16 protein-coding genes are annotated in these 21,985 nt (G+C 43.1%); 5 read left to right on the top strand and 11 right to left on the bottom strand.

What is annotated here, in order from left to right; all coding sequences use genetic code 11:
• Window positions 1-242: 242 nt before the first annotated feature.
• The 6 genes from galU to rppH all read right to left on the bottom strand — a co-directional run bounded on the left by galU (window position 243) and on the right by rppH (window position 6,482).
• Window positions 243-1,121 carry a UTP--glucose-1-phosphate uridylyltransferase GalU gene (gene galU, locus L1070_RS03860; RefSeq protein WP_237124565.1) on the bottom strand — a complete coding sequence of 293 codons (879 nt, stop codon included), beginning with the start codon at window positions 1,119-1,121 and terminating at the stop codon, window positions 243-245.
• Between the two features lie 8 nt (window positions 1,122-1,129).
• On the bottom strand, window positions 1,130-1,963 hold the full coding sequence (locus tag L1070_RS03855; RefSeq protein ID WP_237124564.1) for a thymidylate synthase: 834 nt from the start codon (window positions 1,961-1,963) through the stop codon (window positions 1,130-1,132).
• Window positions 1,964-1,977: 14 nt separating this feature from the next.
• The gene (lgt, locus tag L1070_RS03850; RefSeq protein ID WP_237124563.1) at window positions 1,978-2,781 is read right to left on the bottom strand and encodes a prolipoprotein diacylglyceryl transferase; all 804 of its coding nucleotides are present in this window, start codon (window positions 2,779-2,781) and stop codon (window positions 1,978-1,980) included.
• 9 nt (window positions 2,782-2,790) lie between these two features.
• On the bottom strand, window positions 2,791-3,600 hold the full coding sequence (locus tag L1070_RS03845) for a sulfite exporter TauE/SafE family protein (RefSeq protein WP_070984380.1): 810 nt from the start codon (window positions 3,598-3,600) through the stop codon (window positions 2,791-2,793).
• 75 nt (window positions 3,601-3,675) lie between these two features.
• A complete protein-coding gene (gene ptsP, locus L1070_RS03840) occupies window positions 3,676-5,946 on the bottom strand; it encodes a phosphoenolpyruvate--protein phosphotransferase (protein ID WP_237124562.1) in 2,271 nt (756 codons plus the stop codon).
• An 11-nt stretch (window positions 5,947-5,957) separates the two neighbouring features.
• Window positions 5,958-6,482, bottom strand: coding sequence for an RNA pyrophosphohydrolase (gene rppH, locus L1070_RS03835; RefSeq protein ID WP_070984375.1), 525 nt, complete (start codon window positions 6,480-6,482; stop codon window positions 5,958-5,960).
• Window positions 6,483-6,914: 432 nt separating this feature from the next.
• Between rppH and mutH the strand changes: the two genes are divergently transcribed.
• Window positions 6,915-7,589, top strand: a complete 675-nt coding sequence (mutH, locus tag L1070_RS03830) for a DNA mismatch repair endonuclease MutH (RefSeq protein ID WP_237124561.1) — start codon at window positions 6,915-6,917, stop codon at window positions 7,587-7,589.
• A gap of 48 nt (window positions 7,590-7,637) precedes the next feature.
• On the opposite strand, the gene eno is transcribed toward mutH, so the two are convergent.
• The 5 genes from eno to rlmD form a co-directional block, all read right to left on the bottom strand.
• Window positions 7,638-8,930, bottom strand: coding sequence for a phosphopyruvate hydratase (gene eno / locus L1070_RS03825; protein ID WP_237124560.1), 1,293 nt, complete (start codon window positions 8,928-8,930; stop codon window positions 7,638-7,640).
• Between the two features lie 143 nt (window positions 8,931-9,073).
• A complete protein-coding gene (locus tag L1070_RS03820) occupies window positions 9,074-10,708 on the bottom strand; it encodes a CTP synthase (RefSeq protein ID WP_070984368.1) in 1,635 nt (544 codons plus the stop codon).
• A gap of 112 nt (window positions 10,709-10,820) precedes the next feature.
• Complete coding sequence (mazG, locus tag L1070_RS03815) at window positions 10,821-11,624, bottom strand: nucleoside triphosphate pyrophosphohydrolase (protein ID WP_237124666.1); 804 nt, start codon at window positions 11,622-11,624, stop codon at window positions 10,821-10,823.
• A 17-nt stretch (window positions 11,625-11,641) separates the two neighbouring features.
• A complete protein-coding gene (relA, locus tag L1070_RS03810; RefSeq protein WP_237124559.1) occupies window positions 11,642-13,798 on the bottom strand; it encodes a GTP diphosphokinase in 2,157 nt (718 codons plus the stop codon).
• 5 nt (window positions 13,799-13,803) lie between these two features.
• Window positions 13,804-15,117: a 23S rRNA (uracil(1939)-C(5))-methyltransferase RlmD gene (rlmD, locus tag L1070_RS03805; protein WP_237124558.1), complete on the bottom strand. Its 1,314-nt coding sequence runs from the start codon at window positions 15,115-15,117 to the stop codon at window positions 13,804-13,806.
• 80 nt (window positions 15,118-15,197) lie between these two features.
• On the opposite strand from rlmD, the gene barA reads away from it, so the two are divergent.
• From barA to L1070_RS03785, 4 genes are all read left to right on the top strand, one after another.
• Window positions 15,198-17,951 (top strand): two-component sensor histidine kinase BarA, encoded by a 2,754-nt coding sequence (gene barA / locus L1070_RS03800; RefSeq protein WP_237124557.1) that lies wholly within the window; start codon window positions 15,198-15,200, stop codon window positions 17,949-17,951.
• A 291-nt stretch (window positions 17,952-18,242) separates the two neighbouring features.
• The gene (locus L1070_RS03795; RefSeq protein ID WP_237124556.1) at window positions 18,243-19,466 is read left to right on the top strand and encodes a sensor domain-containing diguanylate cyclase; all 1,224 of its coding nucleotides are present in this window, start codon (window positions 18,243-18,245) and stop codon (window positions 19,464-19,466) included.
• The gene (locus L1070_RS03790) at window positions 19,463-21,469 is read left to right on the top strand and encodes a TonB-dependent receptor (RefSeq protein ID WP_237124555.1); all 2,007 of its coding nucleotides are present in this window, start codon (window positions 19,463-19,465) and stop codon (window positions 21,467-21,469) included. Before L1070_RS03795 ends, L1070_RS03790 begins: the two co-directional genes overlap by 4 nt.
• On the top strand, window positions 21,466-21,972 hold the full coding sequence (locus L1070_RS03785; protein ID WP_237124554.1) for a YfiR family protein: 507 nt from the start codon (window positions 21,466-21,468) through the stop codon (window positions 21,970-21,972). The genes L1070_RS03790 and L1070_RS03785 overlap by 4 nt, the downstream gene beginning before the upstream one ends.
• The last annotated feature ends 13 nt before the right edge of the window (window positions 21,973-21,985 follow it).

Here is a 21,985-nt window from a genome sequence, read left to right as displayed (position 1 = left end):
CCTAAGTAAATTACTCTGCTTAGCAAATGCAAAAAGCATACCCAAATTATTGGTTCTACGAGTACTACATATTTAAACCCATATTCCTAACTTGCTTGAGCATGGTTACGCTGACCTACATAAAGTTATTATCGGCTGCCTCTTTCATAATTTTAATATGGCAATACTTTGCCGCTGTAATCACCTATACATAACAAAAAAGGCACCATATTAGGTGCCTTTCATTTACTTTGTTGATTACTTTATATAAGACCTTTTATATGGGCTTTAAGCTCTTTGGCGAACTCACTGCGCCTTAATGCGTATTCAACATTTGCTTGTAAATACCCGAGCTTGCTACCACAGTCGTGACTTTTACCCTTCATAGCGTAAGCTTGTACCTTTTCTTCATCCATCAACATCGCAATAGCATCAGTCAGCTGAATTTCTCCACCAGCACCGAGCGGAGTTTTTGAAAGTAGAGGCCAAATATCTTTACTCAATACATATCGGCCAACCACAGCCAGATTTGAAGGCGCTTCGTCTACACTCGGCTTCTCTACCAGAGTATTTAAATCTGCACTTTCACCCGCTTTAAGCTTTGTATCACCGATATCTGCGATACCGAACTTATCCACATCTTTATGGGCAACAGGCTCCACCATGATTTGGCTTTGACCGTTTTCTTTGAAGCGGCTGATCATTTGCGCTAAATTATCTTTAGATAAATCACTTGCAGCTTCGTCAATGAGTACATCTGGCAACATAATTGCAAACGGCGCGTCACCAATGATTGGGGCAGCACAATTAATCGCGTGACCTAAGCCTTTCGCTTCACCTTGACGAACATGAATAATAGTAACGCCCGCAGGACAAATTGATTGTACTTCTTCAAGTAATTGACGTTTTACACGCTTCTCTAACATAGCTTCAAGCTCAAAGCTTGTGTCAAAGTGGTTTTCAATCGAGTTTTTACTTGAATGCGTCACTAAAACAATTTCTTTAATACCGGCTGCAACCGCTTCGTTTACAACATATTGAATTAGCGGTTTATCAACAATAGGCAACATCTCTTTTGGAATTGCTTTAGTTGCGGGTAACATTCTAGTGCCTAGGCCGGCTACTGGAATAACAACTTTCATTAAATCTCCTAAATAGCAACTGGTGCTTTTATATGAGGATGAGCCTGATATCCTTCAAGCTCAAAATCTTCGTAGGTAAAAGAAAAAATATCTTTCACCTGAGGGTTAATCTTCATCGTTGGTTTGGTAAATGGTGTACGTGACAATTGTTCATCAACCTGCTCTAAGTGGTTCAAGTACAAATGAGCATCACCAAATGTGTGGATAAAATCCCCAGGTTGTAAATCACATACCTGTGCGACCATCATGGTCAACAAAGCATAGCTGGCAATATTAAAGGGTACACCCAAGAAAATATCACCGCTTCTTTGATAAAGCTGACATGACAACTTGCCATCCAACACGTAAAACTGAAATAAAGTATGGCAAGGCGGCAGTGCTTGCTTGCCCATTGCTGCGTTTTCTTTGGGCGAATACTGTGTATCAGGCAACAACGCAGGGTTCCAAGCACTCACAATTAATCTGCGAGAGTCTGGATTAGTTTTAATTTGTTGAATAAGCTCTTTGATCTGGTCCACTACTTGACCATTTTCACCCGTCCACGAGCGCCACTGTTTACCATAAACAGGCCCAAGCTCACCATCTTCGGTAGCCCATTCGTCCCAAATTTTTACACCATTCTCTTGCAAATAAGCAATGTTCGTTTCACCTTTTAAAAACCACAAAAGCTCATGAATGATTGAACGAAGGTGGCATTTTTTAGTCGTGACAAGAGGAAAGCCTTCCTGCAGATTAAAGCGCATTTGATAACCAAAAACACTGATTGTACCTGTGCCTGTTCTATCTTGTTTTATCGTGCCATGCTCTTTGACATAGCGCATTAAATCTAAATATTGTTTCATAGCGGTGATCTTCGTTATTTTTCAGAATGATTCAATACGGGCTGTGCTCTATACGCCCAAGCAATCAATGCGGCACCTGCTAGCACCATAGGTAAAGACAATATTTGCCCTTGAGAAATCATCCCTGCATATAAGCCAATATGCGCATCAGGCTCTCTGAAGTACTCGATACCAAAACGGAACACCCCATAGCCAAATAAGAACAGTCCAGCAATGCTCCCTGCTGGTCTTGGCTTTTTAGCAAACCAAACTAGCATAATAAACAAGACTAAACCTTCAAAAAACGCTTCATACAACTGTGAAGGGTGTCGTGGTAAAGGGCCTCCAGTTGGGAATACAAACGCCCAAGGCACATCCGTCGTGCGCCCCCAAAGCTCCCCATTGATAAAATTACCAATCCGTCCGGCCATTAGACCAACAGGAACTAGAGGAACAACAAAGTCACCAACCGACAAAATTGACTTCTTTGTACGCAAAGCAAAAATCACGATGGCTGCTATCACTCCAAGTGCTCCACCATGAAACGACATACCCCCCTGATCTATCCTAAGCAGATAGACTGGGTTTTCAACAAAGTATGAAAACTGGTAAAACAGCACATAGCCAATACGCCCACCTAGAATTACCCCGAGCATGCTATAAAATAACAAGTCACTAACTTGTTCTTTGCTCCACCCTGAATTCGGCTTTTCTGCTTGTCGATTTGCCATCCACATTGCAAATAAAAAGCCAATTAAATACATCACCCCGTACCAACGCACGCTGAGTGGGCCTATCGAAAAAATAATTGGGTCTATTTGTGGAAACTGCAACGCCATCGCCTTTCCTTAACTAATGATCATATTAATAGCAATTACTAGTAGCAATGCTGCGAAAATTTTCTTTATCGTCGACACAGGTAAAAACTGTGTTGACTTTGCTCCCAAAGGCGCCATAAACCATGAAGTGAGCACTATACCAAATAAAGCTGGCAGGTAGATGAACCCCGCAAAACCTTGTGAAAAAGTATAATGGGCACTACCTGCGGTAATATAACCTAGCGAACCGAACAAGGCGATCACAATGCCACAAGCTGAGGCACTACCAATGGCCTTTCTCATGTCCATAGAAAAAAAACTAAGTAGCGGTACTATCAAGGCCCCACCACCAATGCCTATCATTGCTGATAATCCACCCATCACACAGGTTAAGGCACCAAGCACCGGACCACTGGGTAAGGCACGCTGTGTGACACTTTTCTTCGAGCTACTGTATAACATTTTTATTGCGATCAAAACGACGCTTACGGCAAAAATACTTCTTATTACAGGTTCAGGTAACAAAGCCGCTAAAAAACCACTTATTAACGCACCAAATGCAACTCCCCCCATGACATAAGGAGCTATATTCCAAGGCACATTTCCATTGCGATGATGCGCCAACGCGGAAGAGGTTGACGTAAAAAGAATCGAAGCCAGCGAAGTGGCAATAGCCACCAGTACAATTTGAGACTCGGGTACAATGTTAAAGTAACGTAAAATACCAGACAGCACAGGCACAATGACTAAACCACCACCGATACCAAGCAACCCAGCAAGAAAACCAACAAAACTACCAAGCAATGCGCAGCTGACTACCAGCAAAATGGCTTCGCTCATACATTCATATCTCTCAATTATTTGAGCGCGCTATGGTAGCGCATTATGCGCGACAGTGCACCCTTGCGTGCTTTTCTATTTAGACTGATAAAACAGTTCGCTGAAATTATTCTCAATCATGAAATTGCGCATTAAACGATGAACTTGTTTAGCCGAGGATTGTGCTAAACATTCCTGTAAAAGTGACTCCATACTACTGACATGTAACCGGCGCAGCACCCATTTAACTTTGCTCAAGGAGGAAATATTCATACTCAAGCGTCGGTATCCCATAGCAACCAGAAGAATAGCGCCTTCAGGCTCTCCCCCCAACTCACCACATAAACTAAAGGGCAGTTCAAATTCTTGACAGCTACTTGCAATACTATTTAGAACACGTAAAACACTCGGATGATAAGGGTCGAATAATTCTGCTACCTGCGCGTTGTTTCTATCTACTGCTAATAGGTATTGCGTAAGGTCGTTGCTACCCACAGAGCAAAAATCAACTTTTTTAGACCACTCTGGCAGTAAAAATACACTTGATGGTACTTCCAACATCACGCCAATTTCTGGTTTATCGATCAATAAGAATTGATCCGCCCACTCTTCTTGCAATTCAAAGTACGCTTGCTCTAGCAGGGCCAGTGTTTCATCAACTTCTTCAGTATGACTCACCATAGGTAACATAATACGCAAGTTGCCCAGACCCGTATTAGCCTTAATCATAGCTTTTAATTGATCTAGAAATAACTCAGGGTGATCAAGTGAAACACGTATGCCGCGCCAGCCTAGAAATGGGTTCTCTTCTTTTATATCAAAGTAATCTAGTACTTTGTCCCCACCGATATCTAGTGTGCGCATAACCACAGGTTCAGGGTGATACCGCGTCAAAACTTCTCGATACCACTCTTCTTGTTCTCTTTGCGATGGAAATCGCCCCTTTTGCATAAACCACGCTTCGGTTCGATAAAGTCCCACCCCGTCACAATATTTAGCGGTCAGAGGCTCGGTACTTAAATCTAAACCAGCGTTGAGCAGTAAACTGATCCGTTCACCATCGAGCGTCACCGGAGGCAAAGCATGCTCTGCTTCAAACTTGTCATGCAACAAACTTTCTTGATGACGCATCTGCTCATATTCATGGCGCAATGATTGGGAGGGCGAGATATACACTCGCCCCGCATATGCATCTAGAATCATTTCCTTGCTTTCTAGCTGAAGCAACGGAATATCCTCGATACCCCAAATTGCGGGAACCCCCATAGCCCTTGTCAAAATGGAAGCATGGGAGTTTGCGGCACCATGCACGCTCACGACCCCTTTTAGTTTTTCTTTGGGTACTTCAGCTAACATACTCGGTGTCAACGTATGAGTAACAAGTATGGTATCGTTGGGATAAGACTTAACCGCATGTTCAGTACTCACTAGATGATGAAGTACACGCAAACCGATGTCTTTTACATCTACAGCGCGCTCCTTAATGTAAGGGTCTTTCATCGCGTTAAACTGATTCACCAAACTTTCAATCACATGCTTAAGCGCACTTTTGGCATTCCATCCTAAACTGAGTTGAGCATCCACTTGCTGGCCTAAGCTTTGCGCATCCAACAACTGTTGGTAAACTTCAAAAACGGCCAAGGCTTCTTTGGGGATACTATCGCTTAGCGTATTAGCTAGGATATGAAATTCTTGGCGTGTTGCTGCAACCGCTTGTAGAAACAACTGTCTTTGTTGTTCCGTATGCTCTGACTTTTGTGGCTCAATACTATCAAAATCTAGCTTTGGCAGGACCACATACCCTTCACCAATTGCAATACCGGGTGCACTAGAAACCCCTTTCAGTACTGATGTTTGATGCGTCGTTGCTTCTTGTACAAATACGGTTTGAATTTCAGCATGTGCCAACTGAGAAGCCAACTGTGCAGATAAAGTTATTAGGAAGGATTCTTCGTCATGGCTAAAAACCCGTGCCATTTTTTGCTGAACTACAATGACTCCAAGCACTTTTCGCTGGTGCACCACAGGCACAGATAGGAAGGCGTTATACCCTTCCTCATTAACTTCGGGTGATAATTTAAACCGAGGGTGAGATTGAGCATGAGCAATGTTTATCGGTTCTTCGCGTTGCGCAACTAGCCCAACTAAGCCTTCTGTAAAACCGATACGAAACTGACCGATGGCTTGTGGGTTCAAACCATCGCTGGCCATTAAGACAAAGTTGTCTTGTGTATAATCAGCAAAGTAGATAGAGCAACATTCAGTGTTCATGGCCTCTTTGACCAAACTCACAAATTGCGTCAGCGCATCCTCCAAATTGGCTTGCTGTGAAACCGACTCTACTATCGACCGCAACGTTGCTAACACTGTTCACTCCTTTATCGGCGTTGTCGCCAATTGGTGTCTCGGCCCTGTTGCTCTCTCTTATTGAATGGCATCGCAAATGGCGCAAACTCTTTCATTACGCGCCGATACACATCTCTTTTAAATGAGACAACTTGCCTAACTGGATACCAATAACTTACCCAGCGCCAATCATCAAACTCAGGATGATGAGTATGTAGCAAGTCTACATCTTCATCTTTACATCTAAGTTTAAGTAAAAACCATTTTTGCTTTTGGCCAATACAAACCGGACTTGAATCTCTGCGGATCAAGCGTTTTGGTAATTTGTAACGTAACCAGTGCTTCGAACTGGCTACTATCTCCACATCCTCAGGTTTTAAGCCAACTTCTTCATGTAATTCACGATACATGGTTTGTTCAGGGGTCTCCCCTTCATCCACACCACCTTGGGGAAACTGCCATGAATGCTGACCAAAACGCCGAGCCCAAAATACTTGCCCTTGGTTATTACAGATAACAATTCCGACATTGGCACGAAAACCTTCGGCATCAATCACCTTAGTGCCTCTTTTATAAGTCGATTTTTAATGATTGTTCCACAACTTCTTACACACAGCAAATATTATTCCTGCTTTTACTCAAGTTACTCACAGGTTGTGCATAAAACCCCGTAAACATGCTTAATTAACAAACAAATCCACAATTAACTCGTTTATACAGTACTTTCTCCACAGAAACTGTGGATAATTGTGTTTATATAGTTGTATTTATCCAAAACCTGTTATCTCTAACAGGTTGTAGATTGTAAACAGAAGACAAAAAACCATTTACTTTCAATAAGCTAAAATAAAACACTGGATATTTATGCGGGGAATAAACAACCAAAAAAAGAATAGTTCAAAAATCAACCACTTACTTTATCAACATTTCTTTATTATGGACTCTTTCGCTACAATACGGGCCATTGTTATCTTCATAAGCTGCTCATCATGAACAAACCACAGCCGCCGGAGTCCATCACACACCTGATGCAACGCGTCGATGCAATCGCAGGGCTTACACTCGGTGAGTTAGCCCAGCAATACCAATTTAAAAGCCCTGAACACTTGCTGCGCGAAAAGGGCTGGCCTGGGCAACTGCTTGAATATGTGCTGGGCGCCAGCGCGGGTTCAAAGCCGGTTCCCGACTTTGAGCACTTGGGCATAGAGCTAAAGTCACTTCCGATTGACTATCAAGGCAGACCTCTAGAAACCACGTATGTTTCGGTGGTGCCTTTAACGGGTTTAACTGGAGCAACTTGGGAAGACAGTACTGTAAGAAAGAAACTCAATCATGTTTTATGGCTTCCCGTGCTCGCTGAGCGAGACATACAACCTGTTAATCGCACCATAGGTCACGGTTTTTTATGGCAGCCCACAGAGCAACAAAATGCGTTACTAAAAAGAGATTGGGAAGAACAGATTGAGTTGATTGCCCTTGGTCGAGTAGAAGAAATATCAGGCCATTTGGGACAAGTGATGCAAATAAGACCAAAAGCGGCCAATAGCCGTGTAACAACCGATGCAATTGGGCCCAATGGCAAGCTCATTAAAACCTTGCCTCGCGGGTTTTACCTTAAAACCAATTTCACCCATGACATTTTATACAACCAATTCAAAGCATAAAAAATGCCGCTAATTAGCGGCATTTTTCAAATTAGTAACCACTCGAGGTTATTGGCCTTTAATTTCGCTACGACCTTTATAGGTAGCTTTTTCACCTAGCGCTTCTTCAATACGAAGTAACTGGTTGTATTTAGCTACACGGTCTGAGCGACACAGTGAACCGGTCTTAATTTGACCTGCCGCAGTACCTACCGCTAGGTCGGCAATCGTTGCGTCTTCCGTTTCACCAGAACGGTGAGAAATAACAGCTGTAAAGCCTGCATCTTGCGCCATCTTGATTGCATCAAGCGTTTCTGACAGTGAACCAATTTGGTTAAACTTGATAAGGATAGAGTTACCAATGTTCTCATCAATACCGCGCTTAAGGATCTTAGTATTGGTTACAAATAAATCGTCTCCCACTAACTGAACTTTACTACCGATTTTATCAGTCAGTACTTTCCAGCCAGCCCAGTCACTTTCATCTAAACCATCTTCAATTGAAACGATAGGGTAACGTGCAGCAAGATCAGCTAAGAAATCAGCAAAACCTGCTGAGTCAAATGCTTTACCTTCACCTTTAAGGTCGTATTTGCCATCAACGTAGAACTCAGACGCAGCACAGTCTAGTGCTAACGTGATGTCTTTATTCAACTCGTAACCTGCGTCACTCACCGCTTGTGCAATCACTTCTAGCGCTTCTTCGTTTGATTTTAAATCTGGTGCAAAACCACCTTCATCACCAACAGCGGTGTTCAAGCCACGTGCGTTTAGTACTTTTTTCAAACTATGGAAAATTTCAGCACCCATACGAAGTGCTTCGCGGAAGCTCTTTGCGCCAACAGGCTGGATCATGAACTCTTGAATATCTACGTTATTATCCGCGTGCTCACCACCGTTGATGATGTTCATCATCGGCACTGGCATTGAGTACTGACCTGAAGTGCCGTTGATGTCAGCAATATGCTCGTATAGAGCTACGCCCTTTTCCTGAGCTGCCGCTTTAGCATTGGCTAGAGATACCGCCAAAATCGCATTTGCACCTAATTTTTCTTTGTTCTCAGTGCCATCTAAATCGATCATGATCTGGTCAATCGCGCGCTGTTCCAACGCATCTTTACCTTCTAGCGCCTGAGCGATGTCTACATTGATGTAGTTAACAGCCGTTAAAACGCCTTTGCCTAAGTAACGAGCTTTATCACCATCGCGTAGCTCTAGCGCTTCACGTGTACCTGTTGATGCACCTGATGGTGCACAAGCACGACCCCATGCGCCTGAAGCTAAGTGAACATCAGCTTCAACCGTCGGGTTACCACGTGAGTCCATAACTTCACGGCCAATCACTTTTACGATTTTTGACATCTTGATTCCTCTTATTCCCAAAGTGGTGAGTGTAATGTGTATGTAACTTATAAAATAAGCACTGGTTTGAACTTATAGTTTAAACTCAAAGCAACACTTACTTTTGCATAAAAAAGCCGTGCATAAGCACGGCTTTAAATACGTTAAGATTCTGCTTTTTGGTGGCTGTATGCCGCCGCAACAAAACCTTCAAATAGTGGGTGTCCATCACGCGGAGTCGACGTAAACTCAGGATGGAACTGAGCTGCAATAAACCAAGGGTGATCTTTATTTTCAATGATCTCCACCAGTTTTTTATCCTCAGACAGCCCTGTAAATTGCAAGCCCGCCTTTTCAAGACGCTCTACATAGTGATTGTTCACTTCATAGCGATGGCGATGACGCTCTACAATTTCATCACTGCCATACACGTCATGAACTTTTGAACCTTTCTTCAGATGACATTTCTGTGCACCTAGGCGCATTGTTCCACCTAAATCAGACTGCTCATCGCGCACTTCTACATTGCCTTCGGCATCTAACCACTCAGTGATCAAACCAACTACAGGATGCGCTGATTTAGAATCAAATTCGGTTGAGTTTGCCCCTTCAAGGCCAGCTACGTTGCGTGCATATTCGATAAGCGCAACCTGCATCCCCAAACAAATGCCTAAATAAGGCACTTTGTTTTCACGTGCATATTTAGCCGCAAGAATTTTACCTTCAACGCCACGATGGCCAAATCCACCAGGTACCAAGATAGCATCTAAGTGTGCAAGTCTCTCAACACCTTTGCTTTCAATATCTTGTGAATCAACATATTCAATGTTTACGGTTAAACGGTTTTTAAGTCCCGCATGTTTTAGGGCTTCGTTTACCGACTTATACGCATCAGGTAGCTCGATATATTTACCAACCATACCAATTGTCACTTCACCCGTCGGGTTAGACTCTTGATATAACACCTGTTCCCACTCAGAAAGATCCGCCTCTGGTGCTTCTAAATAGAAACGACGACAAACAAGGTTATCTAAATCCTGAGATTTAAGTAGTGCTGGGATTTTGTAAATGCTATCTACGTCAGGCAGTGAAATAACCGCTTTTTCTTCTACATTGGTAAACAGTGCAATTTTAGCGCGCTCATTGGCTGGTAATTTACAGCTTGAACGGCAAACAAGAATATCAGGTTGAATACCGATTGAGCGTAACTCTTTCACAGAATGCTGTGTTGGCTTAGTTTTTACTTCACCTGCAGTACCAAGGAATGGTACCAGCGTTAAATGCATGAATAGCGCGTGTTCACGGCCTAGCTCAGTACCTAACTGACGCAACGCCTCAAGGAAAGGTTGTGATTCGATATCACCTACAGTGCCGCCTACTTCAACAATAGCAATATCATAGCCGTCAGCGCCTTCAAGCACACGACGTTTAATATCATTGGTGATGTGGGGAATGACCTGAATCGTTGCACCTAAGTACTCGCCTCTACGTTCACGACGTAATACATCTTCAAAAACACGACCTTGTGTGAAGTTGTTACGACTGGTCATTTTGGTGCGAATAAAACGTTCGTAGTGACCTAAGTCTAAGTCGGTCTCTGCACCGTCCTCGGTTACAAATACCTCACCGTGTTGAATTGGGCTCATGGTGCCCGGATCAACATTGATATAAGGATCCAGCTTAAGAATAGTTACATTCAAGCCACGTGCTTCTAAAATAGCGGCCAAAGATGCAGCTGCAATACCTTTACCCAAGGAGGAAACAACTCCGCCCGTTACGAAGATAAATTTTGTACTCATGCGAACCCTAGAATATCAGGAAAAATGGAATTTAAATAAGAATCAAGACGGGGCGATAGTATAGCAAAGAGCCATAAATCAATCCAGCTAAATATTCACACCAGCAAATCTATTATCGCCTACTTTGTTGTTTTTTAACTTGCTCCCAAGCTAGGTCCATTTCTTCTAAAGTTGCATCTTCTAGGCTTAGCCCTAGTTGATTGAGCGTACTGTCTACCTGTTCAAAACGACGTACAAACTTATCACATGCTAGGCGCAATATTTGCTCAGGATCGTGCCTAGCGTGGCGCGCTACATTGACCGTAGCAAACAAAAGGTCTCCTAACTCTTCTGCACTGTGCGCTGAATGAGGGTCAACCGATAATGCTTCACTCACTTCTTGCACTTCCTCAGCTACCTTATCCAATGCACCGTGATAGTCGGGCCAATCAAACCCTAAAGCAGAGGCACGCTTTTGGATTTTTTGCGCCCGTGACAACGCAGGCAACATTCTGGGAATATCATGCCAAAGTGGCTCACTGGTTGTAACGCTCCCCTTTTGCGCGCGCTCCTGTGCTTTTATCGCTTGCCACTGGGCCTCTAGCTGCGTATCTGATAGCTGCTCTTGCTTCTCAAATACATGAGGGTGTCTACGGATGAGCTTGTCATTTAACCCCGAGACAATATCAGCAAAATCAAAAGCACCTCGCTCTTTTGCCATCTGAGCATAAAACACAACTTGGAATAATAGGTCGCCCAGTTCATCCTTAAGTGCAGCCATATCATTGCGCTCAATGGCGTCAGCCACTTCATAGGCTTCTTCCAGTGTATGCGGAACGATAGACTCGAACGTCTGCTTTTTATCCCAATCACAGCCCAGCTCAGGGTCTCGTAATGTAGACATTATCGATAAAAGCGCTTGCAGCTCTCCACCCATGTAAGTACTCACTTTCTTTAATGCTGGCGTTTGGCTTCAAACACACCTTCAATCTGGTGTAATTTGGTCAATAAACGATTCATAGCTGACAAATCCGAAACTTCTATCTTCATTTCAAAGATAGCCACGGCCCTTTCATCATTAGTCTGCACATTCATACTCAGCACATTCACTTTTTCATTGGCAAGTACTGAACTGATGTCTCGGATCAAGCCTTGTCTATCATGTGCTTCAATGCGTACCGTAATAGCGTAAGCGGCTTGAATTTCTTCGGACCAACTCACAGCGATTTCCCGTTCAGGGTGACGTTCACATATATGTGCAAAAGCGTCACAGTCCGTTCTGTGCACCGCAATCCCTCTGCCTTGTGTGATATAACCGACGATTTCATCTCCAGGTACAGGCTGGCAACATTTGGCAACATGACTCATTAAACTACCAACACCATCAACCACAATGCCATTTTTATCACCCCGCTTTTTACGAGGCGTGCCAATTTTCAGCTTAGGCAGTTCTTCTGGTTTGTCCTGAACAAAGTTCAAAAACTGATTAAGACGAATATCTCCAGCACCTATCGCCACCATCAAATCATCAATTTCTTTGAAGTTGAACCGCGCAATAGCGGGTTCTAGTTGTTTGTAGGTTAAATCCAACTTTGCAAGCTGCGCATCCAGTATCTCCTTACCAGCTTGTAAATTTTTGTCTCTGTCTTGTTGTTTAAACCAATGATGGATTTTACTTCTTGCCCGCGATGAGTGGATATAACCCAACGAAGGGTTCAACCAATCTCGGCTCGGTGAAGCATTCTTTTGGGTTAATATTTCAACTTGATCGCCGGTTGACAGCTTATAGGTAAACGGCACAATTTTGCCAAAAACCTTAGCTCCAATACAGCGGTGGCCCACGTTAGAGTGAATGTAGTAAGCAAAATCCAGCGGTGTTGCGCCCAAAGGCAAATCGAAAATATCTCCTTTAGGTGTAAATACATAAACGCGGTCTTCAACAACTTGGTTTTTTAGTTCATCTGCCAAGTCGCTGCCATCAACCACTTCCTCTTGCCATTGTAAGAGTTTGCGCAGCCAACTAATTTTTTGCTCGTAACCTGAGCCTCTTCCCGGCAGGGCCCCTTCTTTATACATCCAGTGTGCAGCAACACCAAGTTCAGCATCTTGATGCATTTCTTCTGTGCGAATTTGTATTTCAACCGTTTTACCTTCAGGGCCGAACACTACGGTATGAATTGACTGGTAACCGTTTTGTTTTGGTGTTGCAACATAATCATCGAACTCTTTTGGCAAATGTCGCCAACTCGTGTGTACGATACCTAGCGCAGCATAACAATCCTGAATTTCGTCTACCACGATACGCATAGCACGAATGTCAAATAACTGATCAAACTCGTAGTTTTTCTGCGACATCTTTTTGTAGATGGAATAGATGTGTTTGGGTCGTCCATACACTTGCGCATTAATTCCGGCTGCGCTTAGCTTATCACTGACCAACGCAACCATATTTTCCATATAAGCTTCTCGGTCAAGGCGCTTGTCAGCAAGCTGTTTGGCTATTTTTTTATAGGTTTGAGGGTGTAAGTAGCGAAATGATAGATCTTCTAGCTCCCACTTTAATTGACCAATGCCAAGACGATTAGCCAAGGGCGCAAAAATATTCGCTGTGGCTTTAGCTGCGATGACCCGCTCATCTTCATCGGCATTTTTTACGGCTCTCAAATGGCAAATCTGCTCGGCGAGTTTTATTACAACAGCACGTACATCTTCCACCATCGCTAATAACATGCGACGAATATTATCTATTTGCACATTACCCTTACCTTGATGGGCCAGAGTGCTAATGGTAGCCATCTGTTCAACACCGCTTAGTAACAGTGCAATATTGTCTCCCAGCTCACTTTTAACCTTATCGATATCAATCAAACCAGCAAGATAATAAGGAGTTAAATAGGCGGTTGCTAAAGACTCTGCGTCAAGGTTTAAATCGGCTAGTATCTCTACCATTTCAATAGCATTGTTAAGCATTTCCGAATCCGGCTCTGCAGGACACAAACCATGTGCTTGCTGCAGACGCATCAGCTTCTCATCCGACAATGCTAATAATGAAAGCCTCGCTGAAAAGTCAGCGGGAAGCTGCTGTTGATGCGATTGGCGAGTTGCAACCATTCCTATTACCTCCTTTGGAACAACGCCATAGTTTCAATATGCCCAGTATGTGGAAACATATTCATAAGGCCAATTTTTTGGACTTCAAAACCGGCTTGAAGTAGCAATGCGCTGTCACGGGCTAAAGTCACAGGGTCACACGAAACATACAACACCTTTTCAAACTGCTTCAGTGGCATTTGCGCTAAAATCTCATGTGCTCCCGTTCTTGATGGATCCAGCAGTAAAATATTCAACTCATTCGAAAACCACTGAGCGCCAGCCAAAGGTGCTGTTAAGTCAGAGCAAAAAAATTGCACATTGCTGATTTGATTAGTGTGCGCATTTTGTTTAGCCATTGCAACCGAAGACTCTGAGCCTTCGACCCCTATGACACTGTTTGCTCGTTTTGCCATCAATAATGAAAAATTACCGATACCACAAAATAGATCTAGCACTTGATCATCTTCTTCGAGTTCCAACCACGCCTGAGCCTGAAGTAACATTTTTTCATTCACGGCTTTGTTAACTTGTATAAAGTTGCTCAGTTTAAATTCAAATGTTAAATCAGCCACGCAATAGTTTGGTAACCGCTCATAATCGATGTTCTGTTCACCATCATCCCAAAGTAATAACCAGCTTTGCTCATCTAAAAGCGCCGCAAGTTTTTCTTTATTTTGCGCATTAATATGCTTTGTATGGCGCAACAGTAAATATTGCCCGTTATCAGCATCACAGAGCTGTATATGACTGACACTGGCAAACGCTTTGTCGCTATTTAGCGCCACGCGTAGCTTTTCAAGACAATGAGCGAATGGTGTCGATAAGACATCACAGCTTTTTATATCAACGATGTGTTTGCTTTTGGCACTACGAAATCCAACTTTAAGTCGCTGGCTTTGCCTGTCATAAAAGCAAGCAATGCGTGCAGCCCTGCGATAATGCATCGGGTCACTTTCAATGCTTGGCTGCCATGGTAATTGCTCAGTTTTAGCAAACTTAGCAAACAACTTGCTCAATGCTTGCTGCTTTACATCGAGTTGTTCTGTATGCGCCAAGTGCTGCAACTGACAACCACCACATTCATTATAGTGCGCACAAAAGGGACTCACTCGGTGCTCACTGCTTTGCTGTAACTTAACTACTTTAGCAATCGTAAGCTTAGATTTATCCTGTTGAATTTGTGCTTTCACACGCTCGCCTGTCAACGCGCCATCAACAAAACAGACTTTGCCCTGATGTTTGGCTACTCCGCGCCCTTGGTGATCCATCGACTCAACAGCAAGCTCTATGGTTTTGCCCTTAGCTGATGATGCCTTAGCACGAAAAAACTGCGCCATACTCTACCCCTTAAACATTGCTAATCAGCGCCTAACTAGATAATCTATTGAAAAATAAACGACCTTGCTCACTGCCCAACATGACTAAACTTAGCCTTCGTGACAGCATTCTTGCATTAACTATAATTCCTACAGTGCTGATAGGCTTAATACTTGGTGGCTATTTTACAGTAAATCGTTACGTTGAGCTTGAAGAAATTCTTTATCAGCAAGGCAGTAGTATTTCTGAGCCCTTAGCCATCGCCGCTGAACAGGCCGTGTTAAAGCAAGATAGGGCCGCATTACACCAGATCATTAGTACCGCGCATAACAAACACTCTCCTTTGATTAAAAGTATTGCGTTATTCGACCAAGATAATCAGCTGTTATTGACCAGTAACTATCACGAACAATTTGAACAACTCTACTTCTTTGGTGATGTTTCTCAGTTACATAAAACAGAGTTAGTTAAACTCAACGACTCATTTGTATTTTTCACCCCCATCAAACATTTTTCAAAGCAGTCAGACCGATGGCACACCACACACCCAAAAACACTGGCAATTTTGGCAATAGAAGTGAGCCAGAATCAGGCCTTGATCTCGCAACAAAAGGCGCTTATTTGGAGTAGCAGCATTATTTTATTTGCGCTGTTTCTTGCTGCGTTTTTATCATTTCGGATCAGTAAAATGTTCACCCAGCCCCTGTCTGCGCTGTTGCTTGCCACTGACAAGCTAGTTGAAGGTAAACGAGATATTGATATTGAGCATGAGATGGTTGGGGAGTTCGAGCTATTGCGTCAGGGTCTCAATACCATTAATGAGAAGATGATCAGTCAACGTGACGAAATGCAAAAGCATATAGATCAAGCTACCAGTGATTATAAAGAGACCCTAGAGCAATACGAAACACAAAATATTCAACTTAATATTGCCAAACGCGAGGCGCAGGATGCCAACCGAGTAAAGTCTGACTTTCTTGCCAAAATGAGTCACGAACTACGGACTCCGCTCAACGGTGTTATTGGTTTTACTCGCCAGCTTTACAAAACACCACTGAATAAACATCAAAAAGATTACTTAGACACCATAGAGTTATCAGCGAACAGTCTACTGACAATTATCAGTGATATTTTGGACTTTTCTAAGCTCGAAGCAGGTGCGATGGACTTAGAAAGTATTCAATTTCAACTGCGTGATGCTGTCAATGAAGTCATGACCCTACTCGCCCCCAGCGCACACGAGAAAAACTTGGAGTTGTCTATTGCTATCAATCGTCAAGTACCCGATAACTTGGTAGGCGACCCTACTCGCTTTAAACAAGTACTCATTAACCTTGTGAGTAATGCGATTAAGTTCACAGAAAAAGGCTCAGTAAAAATAGATGTTTCATACCGTTTGCTAGATGACTCTCATGCTTCACTACTGGTATCTGTTAGCGATACGGGTGTTGGTATTGCAATGGATAAACAAGATGCTCTGTTCACACCATTCGCACAGGCCGACTCAAGCATTACACGCAAGTTTGGTGGCACGGGTCTTGGGTTGATCATCACTAAACATATTGTTGAAGCCATGAAGGGTAGGATCACCCTCAACTCAGCGCCAGGTAGTGGTACTTGCTTTACGTTTAATGCAATTTTTGAACTGCCTAACCGTATTTACAACGACGACTTGCCTAATAGCTCCTTGGCAAATAAACGTATCCTCTATTTCGAGCCTCAAAGTCATACTCATGCAGCCGTAGTCTCTCAACTAGAAGAGTGGGATATGCAAGTCACTTCATGTGAAGATGAAAAGTCATTTTTTGATGCATTAGAGAAAGAGTTTAGTTTCGACATCTGTCTCATTGGCAATATGGCAAGTGTTGAGCATATGCAATTGGTGAAAAGCTATATTGCTAAAGCTCGAGGGGCTGCCGATTATCTCTATTTGATGCTTAATACCATCTCGCATAACATGCGAGAATCTCTTATTGGCAGCGGAGCAGACGCCTGTTTGAGTAAACCGCTTAACCACCGTAAATTATGCGAAGTTCTGGCAGCACCTTACCGACTTGATCACCCAAGTATCGCCATCGAAGAAAGTGATACTCAAATACTGCCTATGAAAGTCCTTATTGCTGATGACAACGACGCTAACTTAAAGCTACTGTCAACATTACTTGAAGAGCAAGTGGAGTTAATTGATACCGCTCATAATGGCGCCCAAGCGGTTGGTTTATGTAAGACCCATAAATATGATCTGATTTTTATGGATATACAAATGCCGATCATGGACGGGATCACTGCCTGCAAAACCATCTTAGAGTCCTCACTAAACGAAGATACTCCCATAATTGCCGTGACTGCTCATGCGTTATCGGGTGAAAAAGAGCAATTGTTAAAGGATGGCTTTAAAGGTTACTTAACCAAACCTATCGACGAAGATATGTTAAGGCAAACAATCAGTGACCACAGTTCAACTTTGCCAGTCAGTAAGCAAAAAAGTAAAGTGGTGAATGAGCATAGCGTTGCGCCTTTTGAAAGTTCATTACTCGACTGGCAACTCGCCTTGCAGCATGCTGGCGGTAAGCCTGACCTTGCGCTGGAGATGTTAAATATGCTGTTAGATGGTTTAACTCCCCTGCTGGAAACTATCGAAGCCGCTTATGAACAACAGGATACAGAAACTCTACTGAGTGCGATTCATAAGTTTCATGGCGCTTGTTGTTACACTGGGGTGCCTAAACTCAAAAGTTTAGCAGAAGTGTTAGAAACAGCACTGAAGCAATCTCAACCCATTGCTCAGTTTGAACCCGAGTTGCTAGAACTCATCGATGAATTGTCAAACCTTCGCCGCGACGCACAAGCATAGAACACACCTTTCGTCATCACTACTTGCCGTTGCGCACTTTAGTCGCAACTGAGCGGCTTGAGTACCATGACTCGAACGCGTAGCTTTGCCATTCTTTTATGCAAGGTTTTTAGACCTCAACATCAATTGATAAAAATTCAATAAATTATCAGTAAATCTCTGCTATTTTACTGCCATTTAAAGATCTCTAATCTATATTTGTTAAGACAATACAACGATTTGTTATGTGAGGTACGTTTGAGCGAACAATACCCAACTATGTCTCTCGTTAGAAGGTTAACTCAACTTAACATGTCTGTAATGGCCGCGAGTATGATATTGGTCTTCACCTTAACAACAATATTGCTGTGGTTTGTTGTAAGAGACCGTCACGCCGAAACGGCACAACTGAACCTCGCACAGCTCTCCCACAATATTGTACCTATGCTAGTATTTGACGATGTGGACACCGCTGAACGTGAGTTGGCTCTTGTTGGCGCACAAAAAGACGTGCTTTTTATTGCATTGCGTAAGAACAACAAAAGTGTTTTTAGCGAATACAGTGCTCCCAGCTTCATTCCGCCCGCGGAAATTTATCAACAGAGCATAGAACAACCAAATATCGTGTATTCGGGTGTAAAAATGATGCTATATCACCCTGTTACCTTCAAAGGTCAGGTGGAAGGCGACCTAATCATGGTGATTGATCTGACCAATATGCTGTATTGGTTTGTCAGGCTCATTTTAATGCTAGCAATGCTCATTGGTGTTTTGTTCACTATCTCTGCTTTACTCATATCTCAGGTACAACGAACTGCGCTTAGACCATTATTGTCTTTATCTGAGCTAGCTCAGAAAGTATCAAAAGAACATGATTTCCAATTACGTGCAAAAGTGGTTCGCAACGATGAAATTGGCATTCTCACTCGTAGCTTCAATGAGCTGTTAAAACGTGTTGATATTTCTCAAGCCGAATTGCGTCAACAACTGGAACAGGAACAACTGCAAGGGCTACAGCTCAAACAAATGGTCAAAACTGACCCACTTACAAACCTGCCGAACCGCTTAGCGCTTAACGCTATGCTCAAAGAGATCACTAAAGAGTCTAGTAAATCCACACCACTGAGCTGTTTGATGTTTATTGATTTAGATAACTTTAAATTTGTTAATGATAATTTTGGCCATGACGCAGGAGATGAAACGCTTATTGAGGTGGGCAACCGCATTGGTGCTATCATACGTAGTGATGACTTATTATGTCGCTTGGGTGGCGACGAGTTTGCACTGTTACTACCAAATATTGAGTCCACTGATAACGCAGAACGACTTGCCGAACGTATTGTCACTAGTATCAACCGACCTATTGTAATAAAAGACACCATCATGCCCATCGGCATTAGTATCGGATTAGCCTATACGCCCCTCGATACCTGCTCCCCCATGGAGCTACTCAATTGCGCCGATGATGCGATGTATGAGGCCAAGCGTGCCGGAAAAAATAATTTTCAGGTGTACAACAAAAAGGCGTCAGCATGAATAATGCTCTGTTTGTTTTATTATTTATCTGGTGCTCTACTTGCACAGCACAAAACACAGATGCGCCCCCTGATGCACCTGACACGCCTAAGAGTGAGGCTAGCAGTGAAGCACTGCCTGAATTAGAAGATTTACTACATCAGCAATTGCGCCACTTACCTACCAATACTGAAATATCAGCAGCCTCTCGCGTTACGCGTTCCAGCAGCGATAGTATGGCAGTCACACATGTCATTAACGATAAAGATATTAAACAGTTTAACTTACGCTCCGTTGCCGACATTTTAGCCCAATTTGTAGGAATAACGACCCGAGAAGATAGTTCTTTTACTTACATAGGTGCAAGAGGTATTGGACGTCCAGGGGACTTTAACTCGCGATTTTTATTTTTGTTGGACGGCACGCGTATTAATGAAAGCTTGTTGGATGCAGGGCTAGTTGGACATGAGTTTTTCGTTGATGTCGAGCTTATCGAACGGGTTGAGTACACACCTGGCGCTTCTGCTGCACTGTATGGTAACAATGCTTTGCTCGGTGTTATTAATATCGTAACCAAAACGTCCTCAAAATTGCGCGGCATAAACACTTCAGTGTCGATTGCCAACAACAACGCCAAACACGCAAGAATCACAGGAGGAATGCGCGCTGATTCAGGTTCTGATAGCTGGCTGTCTTTGAGTCAAACCAAGTTAGACAACATCCAATATCCGCTTGTTAATATTCCTCCCCATTTGGCAAGGTGGCAACACTTAAATGAGGAGAAAAGCACTCGGCTGATGTTTAATCATCAACACGGGGCTTTGAAAGTTCAGGCTGCAGGTTCTAAGCGTAAACGGCACTATCCTGATCTGTTTGCGTTTGACCCCAATATCCCACCTCTTAATGCTGAAGTAGACAATGAAGCATATTTGGTGAGTGTCGCCTATGATGATCGAATATCTGATGACATTGAGCTGTATCTACATGCATCAACTCACGGTAACGATTTTACTCGTCGACTTCCCGTTGTGTTACAAAATGGTAAGCTGTCACATGAGCAACGGCTTAATTCTGGTCGCTGGAGTAACTTCGACAGTCGCCTCATTTTTCTCGGCTTATCAGATCACGAATTTATGCTTGGCTTTGATTATCAGCGGGACCATAGGCAAAAATTCATAGCTCAGTACCTCATTCCTGAGCCCATTGAGCGAAAATTTCTCGGTGATGAATCACGTTACGGTCTGTATATTCAAGATCTCTGGCGATTGAGCGACAAGCTGCAACTACAATGGGCACTACGTTATGATGACTCAGATTCCAGTACAGCACGTTGGTCACCAAGCTATACGGTGAAGTACAACTGGTCACCTCAACATAAACTCTTGCTGCGTCATAGCCGAGCATTCAGAGTTGCCAACTTTCTAGAGCATTTTACAAATACATCGTTTGGTTTCCCAACGCCTGAGAATGAATCTACCCATTACAACGAAATCAGTCTTTTGCAAAATTGGTCGCCTTCATTATCTACATTTGTCATTGCATATCAGGCCACTGTAGAGAATTTGATTAGTCAGGCGCTCATTGCGCCTATATACGCCAATACTATTCCACTGAAAAGTAAAGGGCTGGAAATTGGTGTTGATAAACGTTGGCAAAACGGAATTTCTCTAGTAGCAAGCACAGCCTTTCAAAAGTCTGAGTTCAGTGGCGGCATTAAAGTGGCAAACTCTCCACAGTTTATTGGTCAACTTCGCTTTAGCGCGCCTATTGGCTCTTCTGGCGTGCTATTTAGCATGAATTCACATGTGGTTAGTGAACGCAGGGTGCTTTTTAAAACCCTACCTAGTTTCGCAAGTCATGATGTAAATATTAGCTGGCAATCTTGGGACAACACCTCAATTGCTCTAGGAGTACGCAACATCACAGATAAAGAAATTGTTGAGATCGTTGATGATAGCCTAATTCCCTATGTACAGCAGCGGCGACAAGTTCATCTGTCCATCAACTGGAGTTGGGGACAATGATCAAAATCTGTTTATGTTTATTGTTGTTTTTATCTATGTTTCAAACCCACGGGCAAAGCCTTAGTGAGAACGAACTCAAAGCTGCCTTTTTATACCGTTTTAGCCAGTTTAGTAAATGGCCACCGCCTCCTCCTAATGCGCTACGCTTTTGCGTAGTGGGCAACCATGAACTATTCAAAGCAGTCTCTGCACTATTACATACGCAAAACCTGCAACAAACTAGTACCGCCATAGAGATTCCAAATCATGACCAAGTAACACAATGTGATGTGTTGTTTTTAAGCCAACAAAACCGTCAGCAAACAAAGTTTTGGCTAAGCCAAATAGACCAATCACCAGTGCTGATTGTCGCCGACACCAGTGAAGGGTTTCGTCAAGGGGCTATGATTGGAATAATTGCCGATGCTAATAACTTGAGCTTTAGAGTTAATTTAACTGGCGCCAAACGACGAGGATTGAGCTTTAGTGCTCACTTGTTAAAGCTGGCTTCAGAAGTAAGGTAAAGATTGCTATATA

The organism is Pseudoalteromonas sp. MMG022, assembly GCF_021654245.1.
GTDB classification, from domain to species: Bacteria; Pseudomonadota; Gammaproteobacteria; order Enterobacterales; family Alteromonadaceae; genus Pseudoalteromonas; species Pseudoalteromonas amylolytica.
This window is presented reverse-complemented; position numbering and strand designations above follow the sequence as displayed.

Excerpts from the sequence above, each read along its gene's own strand:
- galU (WP_237124565.1), bottom strand. The coding sequence starts at position 1,121 with ATGAAAGTTGTTATTCCAGTAGCCGGCCTAGGCACTAGAATGTTACCC.
- L1070_RS03855 (WP_237124564.1), bottom strand. The coding sequence starts at position 1,963 with ATGAAACAATATTTAGATTTAATGCGCTATGTCAAAGAGCATGGCACG.
- lgt (WP_237124563.1), bottom strand. The coding sequence starts at position 2,781 with ATGGCGTTGCAGTTTCCACAAATAGACCCAATTATTTTTTCGATAGGC.
- L1070_RS03845 (WP_070984380.1), bottom strand. The coding sequence starts at position 3,600 with ATGAGCGAAGCCATTTTGCTGGTAGTCAGCTGCGCATTGCTTGGTAGT.
- mutH (WP_237124561.1), top strand. The coding sequence starts at position 6,915 with ATGAACAAACCACAGCCGCCGGAGTCCATCACACACCTGATGCAACGC.
- eno (WP_237124560.1), bottom strand. The coding sequence starts at position 8,930 with ATGTCAAAAATCGTAAAAGTGATTGGCCGTGAAGTTATGGACTCACGT.
- L1070_RS03820 (WP_070984368.1), bottom strand. The coding sequence starts at position 10,708 with ATGAGTACAAAATTTATCTTCGTAACGGGCGGAGTTGTTTCCTCCTTG.
- mazG (WP_237124666.1), bottom strand. The coding sequence starts at position 11,624 with ATGGGTGGAGAGCTGCAAGCGCTTTTATCGATAATGTCTACATTACGA.
- relA (WP_237124559.1), bottom strand. The coding sequence starts at position 13,798 with ATGGTTGCAACTCGCCAATCGCATCAACAGCAGCTTCCCGCTGACTTT.
- rlmD (WP_237124558.1), bottom strand. The coding sequence starts at position 15,117 with ATGGCGCAGTTTTTTCGTGCTAAGGCATCATCAGCTAAGGGCAAAACC.
- barA (WP_237124557.1), top strand. The coding sequence starts at position 15,198 with ATGACTAAACTTAGCCTTCGTGACAGCATTCTTGCATTAACTATAATT.
- L1070_RS03795 (WP_237124556.1), top strand. The coding sequence starts at position 18,243 with ATGTCTGTAATGGCCGCGAGTATGATATTGGTCTTCACCTTAACAACA.
- L1070_RS03790 (WP_237124555.1), top strand. The coding sequence starts at position 19,463 with ATGAATAATGCTCTGTTTGTTTTATTATTTATCTGGTGCTCTACTTGC.
- L1070_RS03785 (WP_237124554.1), top strand. The coding sequence starts at position 21,466 with ATGATCAAAATCTGTTTATGTTTATTGTTGTTTTTATCTATGTTTCAA.